General features: G+C 64.4%; 26 protein-coding genes. 7 read left to right on the forward strand and 19 right to left on the reverse strand.

The genetic code is table 11. The features are described from left to right. Positions 1-130: 130 nt before the first annotated feature. On the forward strand, positions 131-1,384 hold the full coding sequence (locus JQ572_RS05865; protein ID WP_211381997.1) for an EAL domain-containing response regulator: 1,254 nt from the start codon (positions 131-133) through the stop codon (positions 1,382-1,384). A 56-nt stretch (positions 1,385-1,440) separates the two neighbouring features. On the opposite strand, the gene JQ572_RS05870 is transcribed toward JQ572_RS05865, so the two are convergent. Then, positions 1,441-1,674 carry a hypothetical protein gene (locus JQ572_RS05870; protein WP_211381998.1) on the reverse strand — a complete coding sequence of 78 codons (234 nt, stop codon included), beginning with the start codon at positions 1,672-1,674 and terminating at the stop codon, positions 1,441-1,443. Positions 1,675-1,812: 138 nt separating this feature from the next. Beyond that, complete coding sequence (locus tag JQ572_RS05875; protein ID WP_211381999.1) at positions 1,813-2,793, reverse strand: helix-turn-helix transcriptional regulator; 981 nt, start codon at positions 2,791-2,793, stop codon at positions 1,813-1,815. A gap of 99 nt (positions 2,794-2,892) precedes the next feature. Between JQ572_RS05875 and JQ572_RS05880 the strand changes: the two genes are divergently transcribed. Further along, on the forward strand, positions 2,893-3,537 hold the full coding sequence (locus JQ572_RS05880) for a glutathione S-transferase family protein (RefSeq protein WP_211382424.1): 645 nt from the start codon (positions 2,893-2,895) through the stop codon (positions 3,535-3,537). Positions 3,538-3,553: 16 nt separating this feature from the next. Next, the gene (locus tag JQ572_RS05885) at positions 3,554-3,988 is read left to right on the forward strand and encodes a DUF6157 family protein (RefSeq protein WP_211382000.1); all 435 of its coding nucleotides are present in this window, start codon (positions 3,554-3,556) and stop codon (positions 3,986-3,988) included. Here JQ572_RS05885 and JQ572_RS05890 read toward each other — a convergent pair whose 3' ends face one another. The 4 genes from JQ572_RS05890 to JQ572_RS05905 form a co-directional block, all read right to left on the reverse strand. After that, positions 3,989-4,774 carry an enoyl-CoA hydratase/isomerase family protein gene (locus JQ572_RS05890; RefSeq protein ID WP_211382001.1) on the reverse strand — a complete coding sequence of 262 codons (786 nt, stop codon included), beginning with the start codon at positions 4,772-4,774 and terminating at the stop codon, positions 3,989-3,991. It lies immediately after the preceding gene. A gap of 12 nt (positions 4,775-4,786) precedes the next feature. Further along, positions 4,787-5,896, reverse strand: a complete 1,110-nt coding sequence (locus tag JQ572_RS05895) for a cyclic nucleotide-gated ion channel (protein WP_211382002.1) — start codon at positions 5,894-5,896, stop codon at positions 4,787-4,789. A 102-nt stretch (positions 5,897-5,998) separates the two neighbouring features. Further along, entirely contained in the window at positions 5,999-6,217 is a 219-nt protein-coding gene (locus JQ572_RS05900) for a hypothetical protein (protein ID WP_211382003.1), read from the reverse strand. A 122-nt stretch (positions 6,218-6,339) separates the two neighbouring features. Next, entirely contained in the window at positions 6,340-7,773 is a 1,434-nt protein-coding gene (locus JQ572_RS05905; protein WP_211382004.1) for a TAXI family TRAP transporter solute-binding subunit, read from the reverse strand. A gap of 403 nt (positions 7,774-8,176) precedes the next feature. Here JQ572_RS05905 and JQ572_RS05910 point away from each other — a divergent pair, with 403 nt between their 5' ends. Then, a complete protein-coding gene (locus tag JQ572_RS05910) occupies positions 8,177-8,524 on the forward strand; it encodes a DUF3307 domain-containing protein (RefSeq protein ID WP_211382425.1) in 348 nt (115 codons plus the stop codon). Positions 8,525-8,799: 275 nt separating this feature from the next. Next, positions 8,800-9,198: a hypothetical protein gene (locus JQ572_RS05915; RefSeq protein ID WP_211382005.1), complete on the forward strand. Its 399-nt coding sequence runs from the start codon at positions 8,800-8,802 to the stop codon at positions 9,196-9,198. On the opposite strand, the gene JQ572_RS05920 is transcribed toward JQ572_RS05915, so the two are convergent. Together JQ572_RS05920 and JQ572_RS05925 are read right to left on the reverse strand one after the other, a co-directional pair. Beyond that, the gene (locus JQ572_RS05920) at positions 9,195-9,518 is read right to left on the reverse strand and encodes a YkgJ family cysteine cluster protein (protein ID WP_211382426.1); all 324 of its coding nucleotides are present in this window, start codon (positions 9,516-9,518) and stop codon (positions 9,195-9,197) included. The two genes, JQ572_RS05915 and JQ572_RS05920, sit on opposite strands and share 4 nt — an antisense overlap. Positions 9,519-9,523: 5 nt before the next feature. Continuing rightward, positions 9,524-10,222 carry a helix-turn-helix transcriptional regulator gene (locus tag JQ572_RS05925; RefSeq protein WP_211382006.1) on the reverse strand — a complete coding sequence of 233 codons (699 nt, stop codon included), beginning with the start codon at positions 10,220-10,222 and terminating at the stop codon, positions 9,524-9,526. Between the two features lie 113 nt (positions 10,223-10,335). Here JQ572_RS05925 and JQ572_RS05930 point away from each other — a divergent pair, with 113 nt between their 5' ends. Both JQ572_RS05930 and JQ572_RS05935 read left to right on the forward strand, forming a co-directional pair. Next, complete coding sequence (locus tag JQ572_RS05930; protein WP_211382007.1) at positions 10,336-10,626, forward strand: hypothetical protein; 291 nt, start codon at positions 10,336-10,338, stop codon at positions 10,624-10,626. Between the two features lie 35 nt (positions 10,627-10,661). Then, positions 10,662-11,390 (forward strand): glutathione S-transferase family protein, encoded by a 729-nt coding sequence (locus tag JQ572_RS05935; RefSeq protein WP_211382008.1) that lies wholly within the window; start codon positions 10,662-10,664, stop codon positions 11,388-11,390. A 314-nt stretch (positions 11,391-11,704) separates the two neighbouring features. On the opposite strand, the gene JQ572_RS05940 is transcribed toward JQ572_RS05935, so the two are convergent. From JQ572_RS05940 to JQ572_RS05990, 11 genes are all read right to left on the reverse strand, one after another. Then, positions 11,705-12,856, reverse strand: coding sequence for an ABC transporter substrate-binding protein (locus JQ572_RS05940; protein ID WP_211382009.1), 1,152 nt, complete (start codon positions 12,854-12,856; stop codon positions 11,705-11,707). A 90-nt stretch (positions 12,857-12,946) separates the two neighbouring features. Continuing rightward, positions 12,947-13,366 (reverse strand): acyl-CoA thioesterase, encoded by a 420-nt coding sequence (locus tag JQ572_RS05945; protein WP_211382010.1) that lies wholly within the window; start codon positions 13,364-13,366, stop codon positions 12,947-12,949. Between the two features lie 10 nt (positions 13,367-13,376). Beyond that, positions 13,377-14,138, reverse strand: a complete 762-nt coding sequence (locus JQ572_RS05950) for an SDR family NAD(P)-dependent oxidoreductase (RefSeq protein WP_211382011.1) — start codon at positions 14,136-14,138, stop codon at positions 13,377-13,379. A gap of 24 nt (positions 14,139-14,162) precedes the next feature. Beyond that, positions 14,163-16,046 carry a feruloyl-CoA synthase gene (locus JQ572_RS05955; RefSeq protein ID WP_211382012.1) on the reverse strand — a complete coding sequence of 628 codons (1,884 nt, stop codon included), beginning with the start codon at positions 16,044-16,046 and terminating at the stop codon, positions 14,163-14,165. Further along, entirely contained in the window at positions 16,043-16,852 is an 810-nt protein-coding gene (locus JQ572_RS05960) for a crotonase/enoyl-CoA hydratase family protein (RefSeq protein ID WP_211382013.1), read from the reverse strand. Before JQ572_RS05960 ends, JQ572_RS05955 begins: the two co-directional genes overlap by 4 nt. A gap of 128 nt (positions 16,853-16,980) precedes the next feature. Next, positions 16,981-17,379, reverse strand: coding sequence for a type II toxin-antitoxin system HicB family antitoxin (locus JQ572_RS05965; protein WP_211382014.1), 399 nt, complete (start codon positions 17,377-17,379; stop codon positions 16,981-16,983). Between the two features lie 5 nt (positions 17,380-17,384). Further along, on the reverse strand, positions 17,385-17,573 hold the full coding sequence (locus tag JQ572_RS05970) for a type II toxin-antitoxin system HicA family toxin (protein WP_211382015.1): 189 nt from the start codon (positions 17,571-17,573) through the stop codon (positions 17,385-17,387). 44 nt (positions 17,574-17,617) lie between these two features. Continuing rightward, positions 17,618-18,079, reverse strand: a complete 462-nt coding sequence (locus tag JQ572_RS05975) for a DUF3237 domain-containing protein (protein ID WP_211382016.1) — start codon at positions 18,077-18,079, stop codon at positions 17,618-17,620. A gap of 12 nt (positions 18,080-18,091) precedes the next feature. Then, positions 18,092-19,411 carry a TRAP transporter large permease gene (locus JQ572_RS05980; protein WP_211382017.1) on the reverse strand — a complete coding sequence of 440 codons (1,320 nt, stop codon included), beginning with the start codon at positions 19,409-19,411 and terminating at the stop codon, positions 18,092-18,094. 2 nt (positions 19,412-19,413) lie between these two features. Further along, complete coding sequence (locus JQ572_RS05985) at positions 19,414-19,923, reverse strand: TRAP transporter small permease (protein WP_211382018.1); 510 nt, start codon at positions 19,921-19,923, stop codon at positions 19,414-19,416. Positions 19,924-20,133: 210 nt separating this feature from the next. Next, the gene (locus tag JQ572_RS05990) at positions 20,134-21,150 is read right to left on the reverse strand and encodes a TRAP transporter substrate-binding protein (protein WP_211382019.1); all 1,017 of its coding nucleotides are present in this window, start codon (positions 21,148-21,150) and stop codon (positions 20,134-20,136) included. Between the last annotated feature and the right edge of the window lie 192 nt (positions 21,151-21,342).

The raw sequence follows: 21,342 nt of genomic DNA on the forward strand, positions 1-21,342 counted from the left end.
GCCACAGAATCGTGGCTAACGAATTCTTCCAGATCGGGAAAGTTTTAGGAGTCTTGTATTCACGAGCCCGCGAAGCCCGTCGTTCTAATGTCGAAAGCATCAACGCAGCCGATGTCTGGAGTGATGGGTCATGAGCGCAACGAGAAGCCGCCTTCTGGTGGTTGACGACGATCTGGTGCAACGGGTTCTGATCGGCAAGATCGGGGCGAAACTCGGCTACGAGACCGTCGTCGCTTCCTCTTACGAGGCCGCAACCGAGCTTCTGGCGCGCGAAGCCTTCGAAATCATGGTCCTCGACCTGTCGCTCGGCGAACGCGACGGAGTGGAGCTGCTGCGTTTCGTGGCCGAGAAGAATTTCCGCGCGATGTCGATCGTCATCATCAGTGGCTGCGATGACCGCATCATGAAGGCGACACGGCGGGTTACGAGCGCGTTGAAGCTGACGCTTGGCGGATGCCTGACCAAGCCGCTAGATCTAAGCCGCCTGCGCAGCGCGCTCGAACGGCCGCGGCGGTCGCCGCTGGCCGCGACGTCGGCCTCGCCGTCGCTCCTGGTCACACCGGAGAGAATTGCGCGAGGCCTCGCCGACCACGAGTTCTTCGTCGAATTCCAGCCGAAGATCGCGCTCCAGACCGGACGGGTCATAGGCGCCGAGGCGCTCGCGCGCTGGCGCACGGACGAGTTTGGCATCGTCTCGCCACTGGTCTTCATTCCAATCGCCGAGGGCGCCGGCCTCATGCGCGGGCTGACCGACTGCATCCTGTCCTCGGCGATGTCGCAGGGCCGTAAGCTGATCGAGCTCAATCCCGGTCTTACCATCGCCGTCAACATCTCGGGCTCGCTCATGTCGGATCTGACATTGCCTGACCGGATCGAGGGGATTCTGCGCCGCGAAAACGTCCCTCCGGCGTCGCTGATCGTGGAGATCACCGAGACCACGGCGATGGCCGACGTCGATCGCGCTAATGACATTCTGGTGCGGCTGCGGATCAAGAAGATCGGTACGGCGATCGACGATTTCGGCACCGGCTATTCGTCGCTCGCGGCCCTGGCGCGGCTGCCGTTCAGCGAGCTGAAGATCGATCAGTCCTTCATCAAGGGCTGCGAATCCGATGACGACATGATGAAGATCGTCGATGCCTCCGTCGCACTTGCAAGGGCGTTCAACATGAAGGTCGTGGCCGAGGGCGTCGAAAGCCAGGAAGCGCTCGAGGCCATACGCCGGATCGGTTGTGATGTCGCCCAGGGATTCTTCTTCGCCCCCTCGCTGCGGCGATCGCGCGCGGAACAATGGATATCGCAGCGCAATTCGCTTGCCGACGATCAGGCCGGATCGGTGACGCTGCAGCGCGGCGTGCCGGCGGCGAGAGCCCTGGCGAGCTGAGACGACGAGCCCCGGTCGCGAAGCGACCGGGGCTGCGCCAGCCGATGCAGGCGTGTTCAGTAGATCCCGTACGCGCAGACGTTCACGACGCGGACGCGCAGGCCGTGGCGGGTCTGGACGACGCGCTCCTGGTAGCAATTGTTGACGCCGGTGTTGACATAGACGCCGCCGAAGCCCCAGCCGGGACCCCAGTGATGGTGGAAGCCGTGAGCGGACGCGGCGGTGGGCGCGAGAGCGGCAACGCCGAGCGAGCCGGCAGCGATCAGACCAAGTGCAAGCTTGCGAAACATCTTCATTCTCCAGTGTGGCGCAAAGGCCGTTGTTGTGTCCCTGCTTCTCGGTCGGACCGAAGCGCGAATGCGTTCACGGCGCGGACCGAGAATCGTGTTTCAGGACTGTTTCGTCGGCTGCGGCGAAATACGCCGATATCAGGCTTTACGCGCCGCGCGATACCGCGCGGCCATGGCCTGCGTCATCTCCGCCATCTTCTCGCGGAGGTCGGCGGGCGCCAGCACGTCGGCCTCGGGCCCGAGCCGCAGCAATTCGGCCGCCGCATGCCATGACGTCTTGCCGGTCGGCACTCTGGCGATGCGCCAGCCATCCGCGTCGGCCGTCTCTTCAAGCTGCGTGCGCGCCCTGACGTAAGGCTGGCTCAGCGCATCGAGCAGCTTGACGCCGAACGGTGACAACCGGACGACCGCGACATTGGGATGCATCTCGGCCTCGAGACGCAGCGTTGCGTCGCGCCAATAAGCGGCGAGATCGAAATTGGCGGGACGGTCGAAGCGATCGTCGAGCGCGGTGCAGTCGAGCACGCGCGCGACGCGATAGGTGCGCACGCTGCCGTCGACTTGCCCTGCGAGATACCAGCTGCCGCCCTTCAGCACGAGCCCGAGCGGCGCGACGCGGCGCTGCTTCTGCGCGCGCCAGCTCTGGTAGCGGATCTTGATCAGCGTTCCGCGCAGAGCCGCGCCGGCAATCGTGCGCAGATGCTTTGGTTGCTCCGCCTCGCCGAACCATCCGGGCGCGTCCAGATGAAAACGCTCCTGCATCCGCCCGGCGTCTTCGCGCAGATTCGCGGGCAGCGCGGCCATCAGCTTGTTCTGCGCAGCGATCATTGCCGCGTCGAGCCCGAGCGCCGCCGCCGGTCCCGGCAATCCCGTGAGGAACAGCGCCTCCGCCTCGCTCTGCGACAGTCCGTTCAGCCGCACGCGATAGCCGTCGAGCAGGCGATAGCCGCCCTCTGCACCGCGGTCGGCGTAAACAGGGACACCGGATGCCGCGAGCGCATCGATGTCGCGATAGATCGTGCGCACCGAGACTTCGCAGGCCTCGGCCAATTCGGGCGCGGTGACCTGCCACTTGGCCTGCAGGGTGGTGAGGATCGACATCATCCGGTTCGCGCGCATGATCCCTTAAACCATACCTGACACAAGATGTCAGGTATGGTCCGCTACAACCGCCATCGCCAGCCGGCCAGACGGAGACCTGCCATGACCAGACCTGCCATGACCGATCCGAACCGCATCACGCTGTATTATTCACCCCAAACCCGCGCCACCGGCACGCGGGTGCTGCTGGAGGAGCTGGGCGCGCCCTACGATCTCCAAATCCTCAACATGAAGGCCGGCGAGCAGCGCGAGGACGCCTATCTCGCCATCAATCCGCTCGGCAAGGTGCCGGCGATCCGCCACCGCGGGGCGCTGGTGACCGAGCAGGTCGCGATCACCATCTATCTCGCCGATTTGTTTCCGCAGGCCGGGCTGACGCCCGCTCTGAACGATCCGCTGCGCGGTCCTTACCTGCGCTGGATCGCCTATTACGGCGCCTCGTTCGAGCCGGCCCTGATCGACAAGTTCATGCAACGCGAGCCGGCGCCGATCACGCAGTCGCCTTATGCCGATTACGACATCATGTTGGGCGCGCTCGAAGCGCAGCTGTCGAACGGGCCGTATCTGCTCGGCGAGCGCATGACGGCGGCGGATGTCCTGTGGGGTGTCGCGTTCAGCTGGACGATGATGTTCGGGATCGTGCCGAAAAAGGACGTCTTCGTCCGCTATGCCGAGCGCATGACGTCGCGGCCGGCTTTCCAGCGGATCACTGCGGCCGACGCCGAGATGGCCGCGCGGCATGCCGCAGCGGCAGTCGGATGAACGATCTGGATTGCGGATGACGAAGCCGATGCACACGACCAACTGCTTCAACACCTTCATCCGGGTCGCTGAAGACTGTCCCGCGCGTGCCGGCGAGGAACCGCCGCTGCGCGCGGGAAAGCCGACCGTGGCCGGCCTGCAATACGAGATGATCGCCAAGGCACCCTACAAGCACACGTCCGACGACGTGATCTTCGCGACGTCCGCGCCGGGACGCGAGCTCGATGTGAGGGCGACGAAGGCGGAGAAGCGTGCGGCACGTGAAGCGTTCTTCTCCCGGGGGCAGGCGTGCATGAGAGCGTCGAGCCTGGGCAAGCGCTTCGGCTGGGGCGTTCATGCCGACAGTGAGGGCCGGATCGCGATTTACGCCGTCGACAGTAAACGCTACCAGGCGCTCGTCCGCGATCCCAAGCTCACGCAGGTGCGCGCGATGCGGTCGAAGCGGGCGTGATCAGAACTTTGGCTCCCGCTTCTCCGCGAACGCCTTGATGCCTTCCTTGATCTCGTCACCGCGCATGCTGTCGCGGTGGCGCTGGTCGGCGGCTTGCTCATCGAGCTCGCCGCGGGCGAATTCGTTGATCGCCCGCTTCATGCCGCGCATCGCCTGCGGCGCATTGCCGGCGAGGACGTCGGCGAGCCTGTCGACTTCCTCGTCGAGAATCTCCTCCGGCACCATGGCGGTGAGATAGCCGATCCGCAGCATCTCCGGCGCGGTGATCTTCTGTGCCGTGAGAAACAGCTTCTTGGCATTGTCGACGCCGAGCCGCGTCACGTAACGCTTGATGCCGCTCCTGTAGTAATGCAGCCCGAGCCGCGCCGCCGGCATGAACATTTCGGCGGTGTCGATGCCGATGCGGAAATCGCAGGCAAGCGCAAGGTCGGTCGAGCCGCCATAGACGCCGCCATTGAGCCGGCAGATCGTGGGCACGCCGAGATCCTCCAGCCGGTTGACCACGACCTCGAACGCCGAGCCCGCGCTCTGCTGCTCGCTCGCGCTGACCGCGCGCTCGGCGACGGAGTTGAGATCATAGCCCGCCGAGAAGGCACGGCCGGTTCCGGTCAGCACCAGCACGCGGAGATCGGGATCGGCCTCGACCCGGTCGAACAATGTTATCAGTTCGCCGAGATCTTCAGCCTGGAGCCGGTTGAGATGTTTGGGCCTGTTGAGGCGGATGGTGGCGCGTGCGCCGATGATTTCGAACACGGGGCCGGAGGCCGCCTCGGCGGTATCAGACATTCTCGTCTCCGTTTATTTGTTTTCGAGCGTGCGGCGCCTGGCTTCCGCATCGATGGTCTCGGCGAGATCAGGATGACGCGCCATCAGCATGCGGAAATCGACCAGGTCGAGCACCAGAAGCCGCGACACCTTGGTGGTCGAGACGTTGGCACCGCGCAGATTGTTGCCGAGCAGCGCCATCTCGCCGAAGAACGCGCCGTCGCCGAGCCGTACCTTCTTGCCGGGCAGGTCGACCTCGACCTCGCCGGCGGCGATGAAATACATGCAGTCGCCCTGCGCGCCCTTGCGGATGATCATGGTGCGCGCCGGCAGCTCCATGGTGCGCAGCATGTGGGTGACGTCGGCAATGGCCGCGGGCCCAAGCGCTGCGAAGAATGGCACCTTGCTGACGGATTCCCAGGTCTTCAGGAAATTGTCGCGCCGCGTTTCTGCCGCGAACCCGGTTGCCAGAATGCCGGTCCAGAGGCCGAACACGCCGAGGCCGGAGATCATCACCAGCGCCGCCACCATGCGGCCCAGCGGCGTCACCGGCACGACGTCGCCATAGCCCGTCGTCGTCAGAGTTACGACGGCCCACCACAGCGCGGCGGGGACGCTGCCAAACGTCTGCGGCTGCACGTCCCGCTCGAGGAAATATTCGGCGACCGAGGCCAGGAAGACCACCATCAGGAAGATCACGAGCACGCTGACCAGCGGCCCCGATTCCAGAACCAGCACGCGGCGAAGCTGCCGCAGGCCCGGGATGCCCGGCACCACCTTCAGCACCCAGAGAACGCTGAGCAGCCACGCCGTCCCGGGATCGGCGCCGAGCATCAGCGCGACCGGCACGGCCAGCGCCCCGACAGTATCGACCAGTCCGGCGGAGGAGGACATGTAGAGCGCAAGGCGCCCCGTTCGCGCCATGTGCCGCAGCCGCACCAGCCATTCGAACACGAAATAGACGAGGCAGGCCCACAGCAGGGCATCCACCCAGCGGTGCGCGGTCTCGTAGGCTGGGCCAACCGTCAGCAGCACCATGCCGAGCACGCCGCCGGCGACGGCCACATAGGCCGCCTTGGTCATGTTGCGGCCGGCCGTGGCGGCCGCGAACTGGGCCAGAGCGGAGATCAGCGGCTTGGACATGCGGGAAGGCGGCTCGGTTTCGTCTGTTGGCGGTCCCGGCTGGAACCTCGGTGCCAAAGTGCCTGCCCGGGCCGGAGCCGTCAACGACGGGCGCGCGTGCCGTTACCTGAAATGCGGCGGCTCGTCATAGCCGCCACGGCTGCTGAAGAACAGCAGCACCATCAAGCCGATGCCGACAGCAATGGAAAATCCGGCTCCCAGCGCCAACGCCACATAGCCTTCCGTCGGAAGCGGCTCACCTTCGACCGCCATTGCCGAATAAGCGAAATATCCAGCTGCAACCAGCATTCCCAGAAGGATGATGATGAGGAGTGTACGCATGGCGCCTTCCCCGGTTGTATCCGGAACCAAACGGTTGCGGGCGGGGACGGTTCCGGGACCAGGCATGGTGACGTGCGGGACATGTCGGCAAGGCGCCGCCGCGAGACCTTCCTGTCGATAGGTCAGGCACTCTGAGCTGTCTTCACCACCACGAGATTGCCCTCGTCGTGCGGCGGCGGGGCCGTGTCCTGGGCGAGCTTCTCGGCCTCACCGGCATGGCGTTTGAGGTAGTCGCGGCGCATACCGATCTCGTCGCGGACGAATTCGTAGCCGAGCTTGAACGTGTCGAGCCCGTCGGTACTGATCGTGCCATCGCGCAAGCCAATGACGGCGCCGCGCAAAATGCCCTCCAGCTCGTCCTGGAGACATTCGAGCTGGTCCAGCGAGCGGGCGTGCTCGATACGCTCGCCGATGTCGAGGATCGCGGTGGCGAGCTCGCTCGCCTTCTCCGGCGCGATCCGTGTGATCTTGGCGTAGATCGCGGCGAAGATCGAGCCGATGACGCTGAGCGCGGCAGCGCCCAGATACATCAGGTCGCTGTACTTATCCATGAACGACTTGGTGTCGTCGTTGATGTAGTCGGCCGCCCCCTGATGCGCCATCACGAAGGAGTCCTTCTCGACGGAGGCAGGCTCGATGTGGGTCGCAAAGCCGTTGTCGAGGCCGAGCGCGGACTTGTTCTCGTAGATGGTACGCGCCAGCTCGCCCGCGGTGGTCGGGGACATCTTCGATTGCGTCACGAGCAGCCATTCCAGGCCGATCGTGTCGAGATCGTCGTCCGGGATTTCCGGCGAAGCCGACAGCGTGCCTGCCGTCAGCGTCTCGTCGGAAATGCCAGGGAATTTGCGCGCCAGCGCCTTGGCTTCGTCGATCGCGTTCAGCGTAAAGCCGCCGCGCCTGGCGGCCTGCGCATAGGCCTTGTCCCGCACCGCCTTCGAGGCGTGGACGACGGCGATCACCGCACCCAAGCCGCTTGCCGGCGCGAACAGCTTGTCGAGCGTTGCGCCCTGCGGTGCCATCTGGATCTTCGCCGCGTCCGGGCCGTCGGGGACGTCGAGGATGCTGCGGACGAAGGCCAGCGAGGATTCGCTTTCTGCGAGGACGGCGACCTTCTTCTTCTTCAGCTCGGCGAGCGATTTGATCTTCTTGGTACCGGGCCCGAGCAGGAGCACGAGATCGTGCTCGAGGATCGCGAGCGTGCGCGCCCGCAGCGGCACCTTGGCGTCGGTGCGCAGCACGGCGAGGTCGGCCTGCTTGCGGTCGAACTGGGCGAGCGCCTTGGCATTGTCGGCGTTGTTGACGATCTTGATCCGGAAGCGCGAGGCGTTGTCCTTCAGGAGAGCGGCGAGCTTGGCCGCGAACAGCGCCTCGTCGCTGTTGGGGGCGCCGACGGCAAAAGTCAGCGTCTCCGAATTGTGCACCAGCGCGCGGCCGCCCCAGACGGTGGCAAGCGACAACAGCAGGGTCAGCACGACGTAGAGGAAGACCTGCTGCTGATTGGTCTTGATCACCTTGGGGCGTCGGGGCGGTGACGCGGTAGGGCCTTCAGTACTCATGGCAGCACTCTGGCCTTATTCCTTCGGTGGCGGGCGGCTCGCGGATGTGATCGCTGCGGGCGCCCCGTAATTCGTAAAGGTCTGAAAAAAGAACGATATTCTCTATCGGCAATGATAGCGCGCAGGTCACGGAATGCAAATTTCGAGCCGAAGGTAACCTTACTCGCTTCCGCCGCGGCGATTGGTCATCCTATCACCAGTTAGCCACAGTTGGCGATTTTCCGGTTCCCCCGGCTGCATTCCGTCTCGGGAGATGTCATAAATCGCGGGTCCCGGCGATTTGACCGGTCCAAGAAGAAGTTGCGCTGAACGCTCCAATTTTTCTTGTCACGTCAATGAGGGCGTCAGCTTGTCGTTTCCATCCATGTCATCGGCGATTCCGGTCGAAGCGCTCATTGGCTGGATGCTGCTGCTCACCTTCAAGCACGTCATCGCCGATTTCGTCCTCCAGACCGCCTGGATGGCGCACGGCAAGGACCAGAAGCACGGCTGGGCCTTGCCGCTTCTGGTGCACTGCCTGATTCACCTTGCGGTTGCGCTGCCGCTGATCCTGATCGTGGCGCCCAAATTCTGGTTCGTGGCCCTGATCGATTTCGTGATCCACATCACGATCGACCGTGCCAAGGGGTTTGTCTCCGCCAATTTCGGTGTCGATCTTGCGCATCCCTGGTTCTGGACCCTGATCGGCGTCGACCAGGCGCTGCACCATCTCACCGGATTCGGCCTGTCCATGTTCATGGCGGCGAACTGAGGGCGGCTTCCCGCGGAGTGGCTGCCCGGGCCCTATGGTTCGAGACGGCGCTGCGCGCCTCCTCACCATGAGGGATAGAGTCCTTCAACAGCTCCAGACCTCATCCTGAGGAGCCCGCCGAAGGCGGGCGTCTCGAAGAACTGCCGCGACCGCAGTCCCGGCCGGCGCCTCTGATTCGTGGCCAGCGCGCAAGGACCCCGGGTGACTACCGGGCAGCGTGGTTAACCTTTCATTAGAGAATTGCGCTGCATCCTCGCCGTCGAGGGAGAACTGCAATGTTTTCAAGTCGTGACGCCTTTGAAAGCGATTTTTGCCCGGTCCGCGACGAACTCCTTGGCGAGATGTATCGCGCCAGCGAGAGTGGCCTGCCGAGGCTGGTTGAGAGTGTTTCCCCAGACGCGCGCGCGAAGCTGGCGCTGTTCTGCTATCGCCGCAGCCACCTGCATTCGCTGGCGGTCGCGATCGCAGGCAGCTGCAGCGAGCGCGACCTGATCGAGAACGGCGGCCGTGTCGGCTCGACGCTCTACGCGCTGTCGCGCGAGGGCTTGGTCAAATCCACGCCGTCGCTGTCGGGCGGCCGCAAGCCGATCACGCTGTCCACCAAGCCACTCTCGGTGCTTGCGCCGATCGACGACGAGATCGACGACGAGATCGGCGAAGCCGTCCCCGCCTAAACGGTCTCGATCACCGGCAGCCCGAATTTCCGCCGCGCCATTGCGCATTCGGCATCGCCCGGCATGCAGGTGCGGCACACCTCGGGCCGAACCGCATAGATGCCGCACGCGGTCGCTTTTCCAATTTCGCCCTGCAAGGCCGAGCAGCGATCGCCCTCGCACCGCATGCCGGACTGGCGGTCGTTGACCATCGTTTCGGGAATCGCGGCAAGCTCCTCGTCGCTTTCGATCGAGAAGCGCGGCCAGTTCGCCGAATAGCCGCAGCAGGCGCCGCAACTCTGGCAACAGCTCGACAGGTCGATGGGGGAGGTCTCTTCCATCGTGCTCATGTGTCCTTTGGCGGGCCCCAGACCAGGCTCTGCCGCCATTTCGCCCGCAGCACGTCGCGACGCTCCGGATATCTCTCGTCGAGATAGCTCGCATCCACCACGCGGTCGGTGCGGAAGCTGCGGAAGTCGCCGCGCAGCTCGCACCAGGCCGCGAGCAGGCGCACCGCTTCGAGATAACCGACCGAGATCGGCCAGATCATGCGTTCGCTGGCGCGACCCTGCTCGTCGCGATAACGCAGCATGATCTTCTTGCCTTCGTGGATCTGGGTGCGCGTGCGCGCCATGTCGAGGCGGTCGGGCTCCCTGTTCCAGCTCGGCCGGGCGCGGCTCGCCGGCTCCAGCACGAAGGGACGCAGGCGCTCAGGCACGGTGTCGGCGATCTTCGCCATCAGATCTTCGGCGGCGCGCGCCAGTGTCGAGTCGGCATGGCCGGCGACCCATTGTGCGCCCAGCACCGCCGCCTCGATCTCGTCGGGTGTCAGCATCAAAGGCGGCAGGTCAAAACCCTTTTCCAGGATGTAGCCCATGCCGGCCTCGCCGCGGATCGGCACGCGCTGGCCGATCAGCGTCGCGATATCGCGATAGATCGTGCGCTTGGAGGTCTCGAGCTCGGCCGCGATCGCGTCCGCCGTCAGCGGCTTACGTGTGCGTCTCAGCACCTGGATGATTTGAAACAGCCGATCGGCGCGTCTCATGACGGATCTCTTGTCGGTGGTGTTTTCAGAAGGCGGCGCGCGGCTGCTGACAGGATGTTGGCAGCAGGGGAGTTCTATACCGGGACAACACATCGACTGAAGGGGATTTGTCCATGATCGTTCCAACCCATTTTGGCCCGGCCGCTCCGCTGTGGCGGACCCAGCCTCTCCAGCTCCAGGCTTTGCAAGTCCGAGCCTGGCGTGCTTGGGCGTTCAGCCGCCTCGTCTCCCTCGATCTCATGGTCGTCGACCTCCGCCTTGCGCTCGCGACCATGGTGGCTCGCTCGTTGGTTCAGGCTGTGGACGCGCTGGCCCGCCACGTCATGGCCCGCGCCTGGCGAGGGGCCCGCTTCGCAGAAGATATCACGGCTGCTGCCACCATGGTGGCAGCAGCCCGTCATTAGGTTCCGTCAACTTTCACAGGTTCAGGAGAGCTCGCATGATCACGCTTTACGGCTTTGGCACCGGTTTCGGCCTGCCGGAAATCAGCCCATTCGTCACCAAGACGGAGGTGCAGCTCAAGATGGCGGGACTGCCCTACCGGAAGGAGCGCGCGATGCCGCCCGCTTCGCCCAAGGGGCAGCTGCCTTTCATCGACGATAGCGGCGAGGCGGTGGCCGATTCCACCTTTATCCGCGCCCATATCGAGCGCCGCTACGGCTTCGATTTCGACGCCGGCCTGTCACTGGCCGAGCGCGCGCAGGCCTGGGCATTCGAGCGCATGATCGAGCATCACGTCTATTGGGCGCTGGTCGGCGCGCGCTGGGTCGATCCGGTCAACTTCGCCAAGGGCCCCTCGCATTTCTTCGACGGCGCACCGGAGCACAATCGCGAGAAGCTGCGCGAGGATGCGCAATTCCGCGTCGCCGAGAATTACCTGCTCTCCGGCCTCGGCCGCCACGGACCGGATGACGATGTCGATCTCGCGATGCGCTCGCTGTTCGCGCTGTCGGTGCAGCTCGGCGACAAGTCCTATCTGATGGGCACCAAGCCCTGCGGTGTCGATGCCACCGCATTCGGCGCGCTCGCCGGGATCCTGACGCCGTTCTTCGAATCCGGATTGCGGCAGCGGGCGGAAGGATTTGCCAACCTCACCGCCTATGTCGACCGCATGATGGACAGTTACTATCCAGAGTTCGCCTGGACCCCGCTGCGGCAGGCGGCTTGAAACTCGATGGGATGAGACCCGGCTTGCGCTCCGACAACGGTGCGTTCCCTCCCCCCTTGCGGGGGAGGGCTAGGGAGAGGGGTAGCCCAGGAAAAAGTGCCGGTTGTCGATGATGCGTCAAAGGGCGGGTGCACGACGGATGGAATCCCCGTGTGGCACCCCCCTCCCTGCCCTCCCCCGCAAGGGGGGAGGGAACGGAGAGAGCGGTGCTGTTGGCCGAACTCGATTCGATTTCACGCTGGACAATCTTAAAGCCAAAACAAAAGAGCCGGCCCATCGGGCCGGCTCTCGTCGTCTCGAAACTATCGCTGCGTCTACTTCACCAGCATGTACTTGCCGTTCTTCACCGTGAGCAGGATGCGCGAGCGCTGGTCGAGGCCGTAGCGGTCCTTTTCGGTGAAATTGTAGACGCCCTGGCTTGCGGCCAATTCCTTCTCGGACAGCAGCGCCTGGCGGATCGCTTCGCGGAATTCCGGCGTGCCGGGCTTGGCCGTCTTCAGCGCCACCGGGATGATGCGCTTGAGGATCTCGAACGCATCGTAAGAGTGACCGGCGAACTGGCTGCGGCTGTTCGGGCCGTACTTGGCTTCATAGGCCGAGTTGAGCGCGAGGCCCGGCTTCTTGGTGGCGGCCTCGTCCGGCTGATCTTCCGGGTCCATCACCGGGCCCGAAGCCATCAGCACGCCTTCCGCGGCTTTGCCGGCGATGCGGATGAAGTCCATGCTGGCGGCGCCGTGGGTCTGGTAGATCAGGCCCTGATAGCCGCGCTCGCGCAGCTCGGTCTGCGGCAGCGCGGCCGCGGTGCCGGAAGCGCCGACCAGGATGGCGTCGGGATTGGCGGCGACGAGCTTGAGCACCTGTCCGGTCACCGACGTGTCGGGACGTGCGAAGCGCTCCTCGTCGGCCAAGGTCATGCCCATCGGCACGCCCTGGGCCTTGAAGTCGTTGAACCAGAGGTCGCCATAGCTGTCGGAATAGCCGATATAGCCGACCGTCTTCACGCCCTTCGACTTCATATGCTCGTACACAACCTTGCCCATGATCGGGATCGGCTGCGGCATCGACACCGACCATTTCGCGCGCTCCGGGGTGACCGGGAAGGGCGCAAGGCCGAAATGCGGGATGCCGGCTTCGTTGGCGACGTTCGAGACCGCAATCGTCGAAGGCGTAATCGATGAGCCCATGATGATGTCGGCCTTCGATTCGGTAACGAAGCGCCGCGCGTTGGTGGTGGCGGTGGTCGGATCGCCGCCGTCGTCGAGCACGATCACCTTCAGCGGCACGCCGCCGATCTCCTTCGGCACGAATTCCAGCGCGTTGCGTTCGGGAATGCCGAGCGCCGCGCCGGGACCCGTCGTGGTCACGCTGATGCCGATGGTAATGTCGCTGGTCTGGGCCAGTGCGGGCAGGGCCGGTAGCGCAAACGTCGCCGCAGCGATGGCGGCGGTCAGGTAAAAGCGTTTCATTGATTCCTCCCTTTACGTGTTTCTTTGAAAGCAGAATTCGGGGGGTAATTCAGCCCCCTCTTTTGGCGATGCGGCGATTTAGCTCCAGACCTAGCTCCCCGTGAATTTGGCTACCATTTCCGCCGGGAACGGTGCCGATTTCAGCTTCTCGGGGTTAACGGGATCGCGGCCGACCAGAACGCGGGTCTCGAAACCCTCGATCGCCAGCGCCTCGCCCTTGTAGACGTTGTGCTTCACCTCGAAGCTCGAGCGCTTGATGCTCTCGATCCTGGTTTCGATGGTGATCCAGTCGCCATAGGTCGAGGGGATGTAGAACTTGGCCCGCGTGTCGACCATGGGAATGCCGACCAGGCCGTATTTGCGGACCAGGTCCTGCTTGGAGAACCCGGCGACCTCGAACAGGGTCGAGGTCGAATCGTCGAACATGCCGAAATAGCGCGGGTAGTAGACGATGTTGGCGGGGTCGCAATCGCCCCACTGGATCTGTACGTCGCGCTGGTTCACGAACATGCGTCGCGTCCTATTTCGGCGCCATGCGCAGCGAGCCGTCGAGGCGCACCACTTCGCCGTTGAGGTACGAATTCTCGACCATGTGCAGCGCCAGCGCAGCGAACTCGTCGGCATGGCCGAGCCGGCGCGGGAAGGGGATCGCGGCGGCGAGCGAATCCTGCGCCTCCTGCGGCAGGTTGGCGAGCAGCGGGGTGAGGAACAGGCCGGGCGCGATGGTCAGCACGCGGACGCCGAACTGCGCCAGCTCGCGCGCGATCGGCAGCGTCATGCCGACGATGCCGCCCTTGGAGGCCGAATAGGCCGACTGCCCGATCTGGCCGTCATAAGCGGCCACGGACGCCGTGTTGATGATGACGCCGCGCTCGCCGGTCGCTTGCGGCTCCAGCTTGGACATCTCGGTGGCGGCAAGGCGCAGCATGTTGAAGGTGCCGATCAGATTGACCTTGATCACCTTGTCGAAATCGGCGAGCGCCATCGGGCCGTCGCGGCCGACCACGCGCTTGGCAACGCCGATGCCGGCGCAGTTGACCAGCACGCGGGCCGGGCCGTGGGCCTTCGTGGCCGCGGCGATCGCAGCTTCGGCGGAGGCGGCAACGGAGACGTCGCAGGCCACGGCCACGCCCTTGATCTCGGCGGCAACGGTCTCGGCGAGCTTGGCATTGAGGTCGAACACTGCGACCTTGGCGCCCTGCGCCGCCAGTTTTCGCGCGGTGGCAGCGCCGAGGCCCGATGCGCCGCCTGTGACGATGGCTGCCTGATCCTTCAACAACATGGCGTTCTCCTGGTGCGTGGTTTCTTAGCCGACCGATATCACACGGTCCGATGGATTGGCAGCGTAGAGCTCCTCGATCAATTCGGTGCGGTGCTCGAGCACGGCGCGCTGGTTGATCGAGCCCTTGTCGGTGACCTCGCCCTTGTCGATCGAGAGCGGCGAGTCCATCAGGATCGCGCGCGTGATCCGGGTCGAGGAGCCCGTGGCCTGGCCGAGGAAACGGGTCAGGCGCTCGCGAAAGGCTTCGCGCACCAGCCGGTCGCGCGTCGCGACGACGAGATCGTCGGTCGGCAGCGTCGGGTTGATCAGCCGGCAGCCGTCGAGATCGAGCACGACCAGCGCGGAGACCTCGTCGCGGTTGATGCCGGCGATGACGACGTCGCGCACCAGCGGGGCGCAGGCCGCCGTGAGACGCGCGCGCAGCGGGCCGACGCTGACCCAGGTGCCGCTGGCGAGCTTGAAGTCCTCGCCGACGCGGCCGTCGAAATCGAAGCCGGCGTTGAAATCGTCGGGGTCGGACGGCTTCAGCGCATCGCCGAGCTTGTAGAATCCCTCTTCGTCAAAGGACTTTGCGGTGATGTCGGGCTGGCGCCAGTAGCCGGGCATCACGTTCGGTCCCTTGCAGCGCACCTCGAGCTTGCCGTTGTTCGGCACCAGTTTTGCGTCATTGCCCGAGACGGGCAGGCCGACATGGCCGGAACGGCTGGTGCGCGGATTGACCGACATGAAGAACGGCGCGGTCTCGGTGGCGCCAAGGCCGGTCAGCATCGGCACGCGGTAGCCTTTTTCCTTCACCGCGAGCTCGTCGAGGCTGTTCCAGACGAACGGCGACAACGCCGCGCCCGAGAAGAACATCGCGTGCAGCCGGTCGAAGAACTTTGCGCGCAGGCCCTGGTCGTCGCGCAAATAAGGCAGCAGCGATTCATAACCCTTGGGCACGTTGAAATAGACCGTCGGCGAAATCTCCTGCAGATTGCGCACGGTCTCCTCGATGCCGCCGGGCATCGGCTTGCCGGCGTCCAGATACATCGAGCCGCCATTGTAGAGCGTCAGCCCGATATTGTGGTTGCCGCCAAAGGTGTGATTCCAGGGCAGCCAGTCGATGATGACGGGCGGCTCGTCCTTGAGGAAGGCGAGCGTCTCGCGCAGCATCACCTGGTTGGCGCAGATCATGCGCTGGGTGTTGATGACCGCCTTGGGATTGCCGGTCGAGCCCGAAGTCAGCAGGAACTTCGCGATCGTATCGGGGCCGATCCGGCCATGGACCTCGTCGAGATCGGCGCGGATCGGCGTCGCCATGAGGTCGGCGAGCGTGGTGACGTCGCGCCCGGGCACGCGGCCGTAGGACGCGGCGATCTCGGTGCCGAGCGTGACGTTGGCCGCGAGCGCGTCCGCGAACCTGTCGGCGTCCTCGGCGAAGACGAGGCCGGGCGTCAAGAGCTTCATCAGGTAGGACAGCTTGCCGTAATCCTTCGACACCAGCGAATAGGCCGGCGACACCGGGCAGAACGGGATGCCGGCATAGTAGGCGCCGAACGCGAGCAAGGCGTGGTCGATCGAATTGCCGGAGAGGATGACGACCGGCCGCTCCGCCGACAGGCCGCGCGCGATCAGCGCGGAGGCGATGTGGCGGCTCGCGGCGAGCAGCTCGGCATAGGTGATCTTGCGCCAGAAGCGGCCGCCTTCGCGCTCGGCCATGAAGATTCGGTCCGGCGTCGTGTTCGCCCAATGATGCAGGCGGTCGGTGAGGCGGACGGGAAAGTCGCCGAGCGGCTGTTTGGGCCGCAGGTAAATCGTGCCGTCGTCGCGGCGCTCGATGTCGACGACGGGATCGCCGAACGAAATGGGCCGCAGCGGGAAAGTGCTCGCGCCGCGCTCCATGCTGGAAGAGGACGGCTGCGCACTCATGATTTCGGCTTCACCTTTGCGGTCTTGTGCTCGAGGAATTCGCGAATCCTGCGCTTGGCTTCCTTGTCGCTCTGCGCGACCGTCGCCATCAGCGATTCCATGAGGAGGCCGGCCTGCGGATTGGCCTCCGCGATCATCGGCAACGCCTGGAGCACGGCGAAATTCGTCAGCGGCGCGTTGGAGGCGACCTTGGTCGCAAGCTCCAGCGCCTTGCCGAGGCCGTTGCCGGCTTCCGTCACATATTGCGCGAAGCCGTAGGAAGCGCCTTCGGTCGCGCTATAGACGCGGCCCGTCAGCATCATGTCCATCATCCTGGCGACGCCGATCAGGCGCGGCAGGCGCACCGAGCCGCCGCCGCCGACGAAGATGCCGCGCTGCCCCTCCGGCAGGGCGAAATAGGTCGAGGGCTCGGCGACACGGATATGCGCCGCGCAGGCGAGTTCCAGCCCGCCGCCGATTACCGCGCCCCTGAGCGCCGCGATGACGGGCACGCGGCTGTACTGGATGCGGTCGAACACCCGGTGCCACATCTGGGAGTGGAGAAGGCCGCCGGTGGCGTCGTGATCCTGCAGTTCGGACAGGTCGAGGCCGGAGGAGAAATGGTCGCCGATACCGTGGATCACGACCGCGCCGATATCCTCGGGCAGGGACGCAAAACATTCGCCGATTTCCAGGATGATGCCGTCGTTCAGCGCATTGCGCTTGGCCGGCCGGTTCAGACCCACGGTCAGGACCCGGTCCGCCCGCTCGATCCTCAAAAGCCCGGAGGCGCCCGCCTCGGCGGTCTCGGCGTTTCCCTGTGTCATTTGCGTCCTTGTCAGAATAGTTATGTTGTATAACGAATTCCGGGGGAGTCAAGAAGCTCCATCCTCGCAGTCGCGAGGGTGAACCGTCAGGCAATCGGTGCCACACGAGCGCAAGATGCGGAAATGCTTCAGGCGGCTTCAGTCATCAGCTTTTTTGCGGCCTGGGCAAGCAGGCCCGATCGTGTGTAGCCGTGGGCTTCAGCGTACTTATCGATCTGCTCCAGGACGTCACCGGGCAACGTGACATTGACGCGTACGATCTTGGGCTGGCCATCTTTCACCGACACGAGAATGGCGACGCCGGAGCGGTTCGTGGGATCCGACATGATGTCTTCGAGCGACGAAGGCTCGGGAATGGCCTCGCCGTCTTCTTCCAACCCTTCAAGATGAAACGCCAGCGCTTCTTCAGCCATGTCCCGCGCTTCATCCAAGGTGGTCCCTGCAGTCACAACGCCGGGCAGGTCAGGAAACGACACGCCGAAATCGCTGTCGGCATCCTTATGGATAAGACCAATATAGTGACGCATGGCGCTTACCTCAGTTTCAGTCCTGATTGCTGTTCAATGCTCTTCAACGTTCCGAGCGCGATGTCTCGCTTCGGATGAGGGACCGTCACGCGGCCCTTTTTGGTCGGATGACTGAACTGGACGTGGCTGCCCTTCTGAGCCACTTGCACCCAGCCATCGCTGTGAAGGGCCGAGATAATGTCTCGACTATTCATGGTGTGTATTTATACACACTGTAGTGGCGGCGGTCAATGGGGCCTTACATCACCTGATGCACGTCGATCACCACGCGGTCGGCATGCCGCGCGGCCGAGCCGACGAAAATGCGCTCCATCAGCCAGCGATACTTCTCATGCCCGGTCTCGAATTTCGGCACGGTGCGAAAATAGATCTGCTTCGGGTCCACCGGCTCGCCGCGCTTGAGTTTTTGCAGCAGCTCGACCGGGCCGAAGCGCATGCCCTTGTTCTCGACATAGACGACGGCGCCGTCGTCGGTCTCGAAGGCGTATTTCGCCTCGAGGTCGATCAGCTCGTTGGGGCGGATGGTCTGGAAATCGGCGCCGAACGGCAGCACCTTTCCGGTGATCGATCCCGTCACCTTGCCGCCGAGGATCGGAATGATGCGGCGAACGCCGATACCGGTCTCTCCGGCAGTGACGACGTCGCCGATTTTCGCGGTGATGGTGAAGACGTATCTGGTGTCGAGCGTGGGTGTGGTCATCGCTTCACCTCCTTATTGCGCCATCATCCGGGTCGGCAGCCAGGTCGCCAGCAGCGGGAAGGCGATCAGGATCACGAGGCGCACCAGGTCCGTCGCCACGAACGGGATCACGCCCTTGAAGATGGTGGAGAAGGAGACGTCCTTCACCACGCTTTTTATGACAAAGACGTTCATGCCGACCGGCGGATGGATCAGGCCGAGCTCGACCGTCATCACGATGATGACGCCGAACCAGATCGGATCAAATCCAAGATGCGTGATCACGGGGAAGATGATCGGCACGGTGAGGATGATCATCGCCATGGCGTCCATCAGGCAGCCGAGCACGAGATACATCACCATGATCAGCGCCAGCACCCCGTAGGGGCCGAGGCCGAGGCCGGTGAGGAATTCGGTGACCTTCTGCGGTGTCTGCGTCACCGTGAGGAAGTAGCCGAAGATCAGGGCACCGATCAGCACGGTGAACACCGCTGCCGCGGTGCGCGTCGCCTGCAGCAGCGACGCCAGGATCTTCTCGCGGTCGAGCCGGCCCGTCACCACGCCGATGATGAAGGCGCCGGCGGCGCCGACGCCGCCGGCTTCCGTCGGCGTGAAGCGCGGCAGGAAGGGCAGGCCGTAGAGGCCGCCGATGACGAACACGAACAGCAGCACCGGTGCCCAGATGTCCTTCAATCCGGCGAATCGCTCGCGCCACGGCAGCACCTTGCCCTTGGGCAGGAAGTCCGGCCGGAAATAGCCGATCAGGAAGATCGTGATCATGTACATGCTCATCGCCAGCAGGCCCGGGATGATGCCTGCGATGAACAGTTTTCCGATGTCCTGCTCGGTGATGATGCCGTAGACCGCGAGCACTGTGGAGGGCGGCAGCATCGCCCCCAGCGTGCCGCCGGCGGCGATCACGCCCGTGGCGAACGACTGCGGATAGCCGAAGCGGCGCATCTCGGGATAAGCGACCGCGGAGAACGTCGCGGCGGTCGCGACCGACGAGCCGCAGATCGCGGCAAAGCCGCCGCAGGCGCCGACGGTGGCGATGCCGAGCCCGCCGCGCAAATGTCCGACGAAACCGTTGGCGGCGCGGAACAGCTCGCGGCTCATGCCGGAATTGCTGACGAACGAGCCCATCAGCAGAAACATCGGGATTACGCCGAACGTGTAGTCGGTGACCGTGCGCATCGAGGTCTGGCCGACCAGCTTCAGCGCCGGCGTGGCGCCGACCAGATAGGAGAAACCGGACACGCCGACGAGGCCCATGGCCATGCCGACGGGCACGCGCAGCAGCATCAGGACGAAGAGGGAAACGAAGCCGAGAACGGCGACGGCATCGGTGCTCATGATTACTCCGTTGCCTTCAGCTTGGGGTCGTGCATGTCTTCGGGATGGAAGATCAACCGGTAGGTGCGGATCGCGATCAGCAGCACGGCGGAGACGTCGCCGATCCAGGCGACCGCGAAGAACGGCCAGGTCGGCATGTGCATGTCGAAGGTCTGGACGTTGTCGTTGTAGGTGCCGCGTACCTTGTCGAATAGCGTCCAGGTCTGCACGGTGACCACGAACAGCAGCACCAGCGTCGCGAACACGTCGATCCAGCGCTGATGGCGCGGCCCGACATTGCCCCAGACGAGGTCGACCGTGATGTGGGTGCCGCGATAGGAGGTGGCGGCGATGCCCCAGAAGATCAGGATGCCGAGCAGCATGCGGCCGATGTCGAAGCTGTCGGGGATCGCGTAGTTCAGCGTGTTGCGCAGCAGCACCGACAGGAAAATGTCGAGCGCGACGATGCCGACGAAGCCGGCCGCGATCCATTCGATCGTGTCGATCACGCGATCCATCCAGGAGCGCTTCATGCGGGAAGAGTCCTATCTAAATTCAGCGACGTTTGGTTCAGCTGTTACCGCGCCGGAGGTGCGCTCCCTCTCCGCTCGCGGGGGGAGGGCTGGGGTGGGGTGCATCCGCAATGAACAATCCCAAAGCGGAGAGAGCCACCACCCGGCGCTTCGCGCCGACCTCACCCGCAAGCGGGAGAGGTGCGGCGAGTGTGTGGCTGCAGCCGGGCGTCACTCCGCCAGCGCGTTGTACTTCTTCAGCGAAGCCTTGAGCTCCGCGAGCGCGGCGTCGGGATCGGCGCCGGCCTTCTTGGCGCCGTCGGACCAGGTCTTGACCAGCGGCTCGGCCGCCTTCTTCCAGGCGGCGGTCTGCTCGCCCGTCAGCTTGTAGACCTCGTGGCCTGCTTCCGCCTTCACCTTGTCGACGCCGGCATCCTCGAACTTGCCCCAGTGCTCGCCGACCACGCCGGCCATTTCGGTCGAGCAGTTCTTGTCGATCGCGGCCTTCTGCTTGTCGGACATCGCATTGTATTTGTCCTTGTTCATCACGAACACGAAGGTCGTGGTGTAGAGCGGCGCGTCCATGTGGTACTTCGTCACCTTGTCGATGCCGAACAGCACCAGCGAGCCCCAGGGGAAGGTGACCGCATCGGCAACGCCGCGCTCGATGATGTCGCGCACTTCGGGTGCGGACGACTGCACATTGGTGCCGCCGAGCGAAGTGACGAAATTCGCCATGGTGGCATGGGCCGGGCGGACCTTCATGCCCTTCACGTCCTCCGGCATCACGATCTTCTTGGTCTTGGAATGGAAGGAGGAGGGCGAGTGGACGAAGGCTAGGCAGTACTTGACGTCCTTCATCTCCTTCTCGGCGTATTTGCGGTACCAGGCGTCCAGGCCCATCGAGCCGCCCTTGGCGTCGGAGATCAGGAACGGCAGCTCGCCGGCGCCGATGATCGGGAAGCGGCCGGGCTGGTAGCCGGGATTGACATAGGTGACGTCGGCGATGCCGTCGCGCGCCATGTCGTAATGGTCGAAGGCCTTGCCCATCTGCTGGGCCGGAAACACCTTGCCCTTGATCGTGCCGCCGGAATCCTTCTCGACCGCGGCCGCCCAGTCTTCCAGCGATTTCTGCAGCGGATGCGAGGCCGGCACCCAATGCGAGATCTTCAAATCGAAGGTCTTGTCCTGCGCGAACGCAGGCGTCACGCTTGCTGCCAGCAGCAAAGCCAGACAGGCTTTTCTCATCACGCGTCTCTCCCTGTTTCGACGGCGGGCTTCGATGGCCCGGTCTCTTTAATTAACATGTTATCTAATTCGCCGGCGCGTTCAAGCCGGAACTGACGCGGCGTGCCGCCGCGCTGTCTACGTCAGCCATTTTGCATGGATTTGTCGCGATGCGGCGACGCGCTCTCCCCTTTTGCCCAACCGTTATATGAT

It is taken from the genome of Bradyrhizobium sp. SZCCT0153 (assembly GCF_018129995.1).
Lineage (GTDB): Bacteria > Pseudomonadota > Alphaproteobacteria > Rhizobiales > Xanthobacteraceae > Bradyrhizobium > Bradyrhizobium japonicum_G.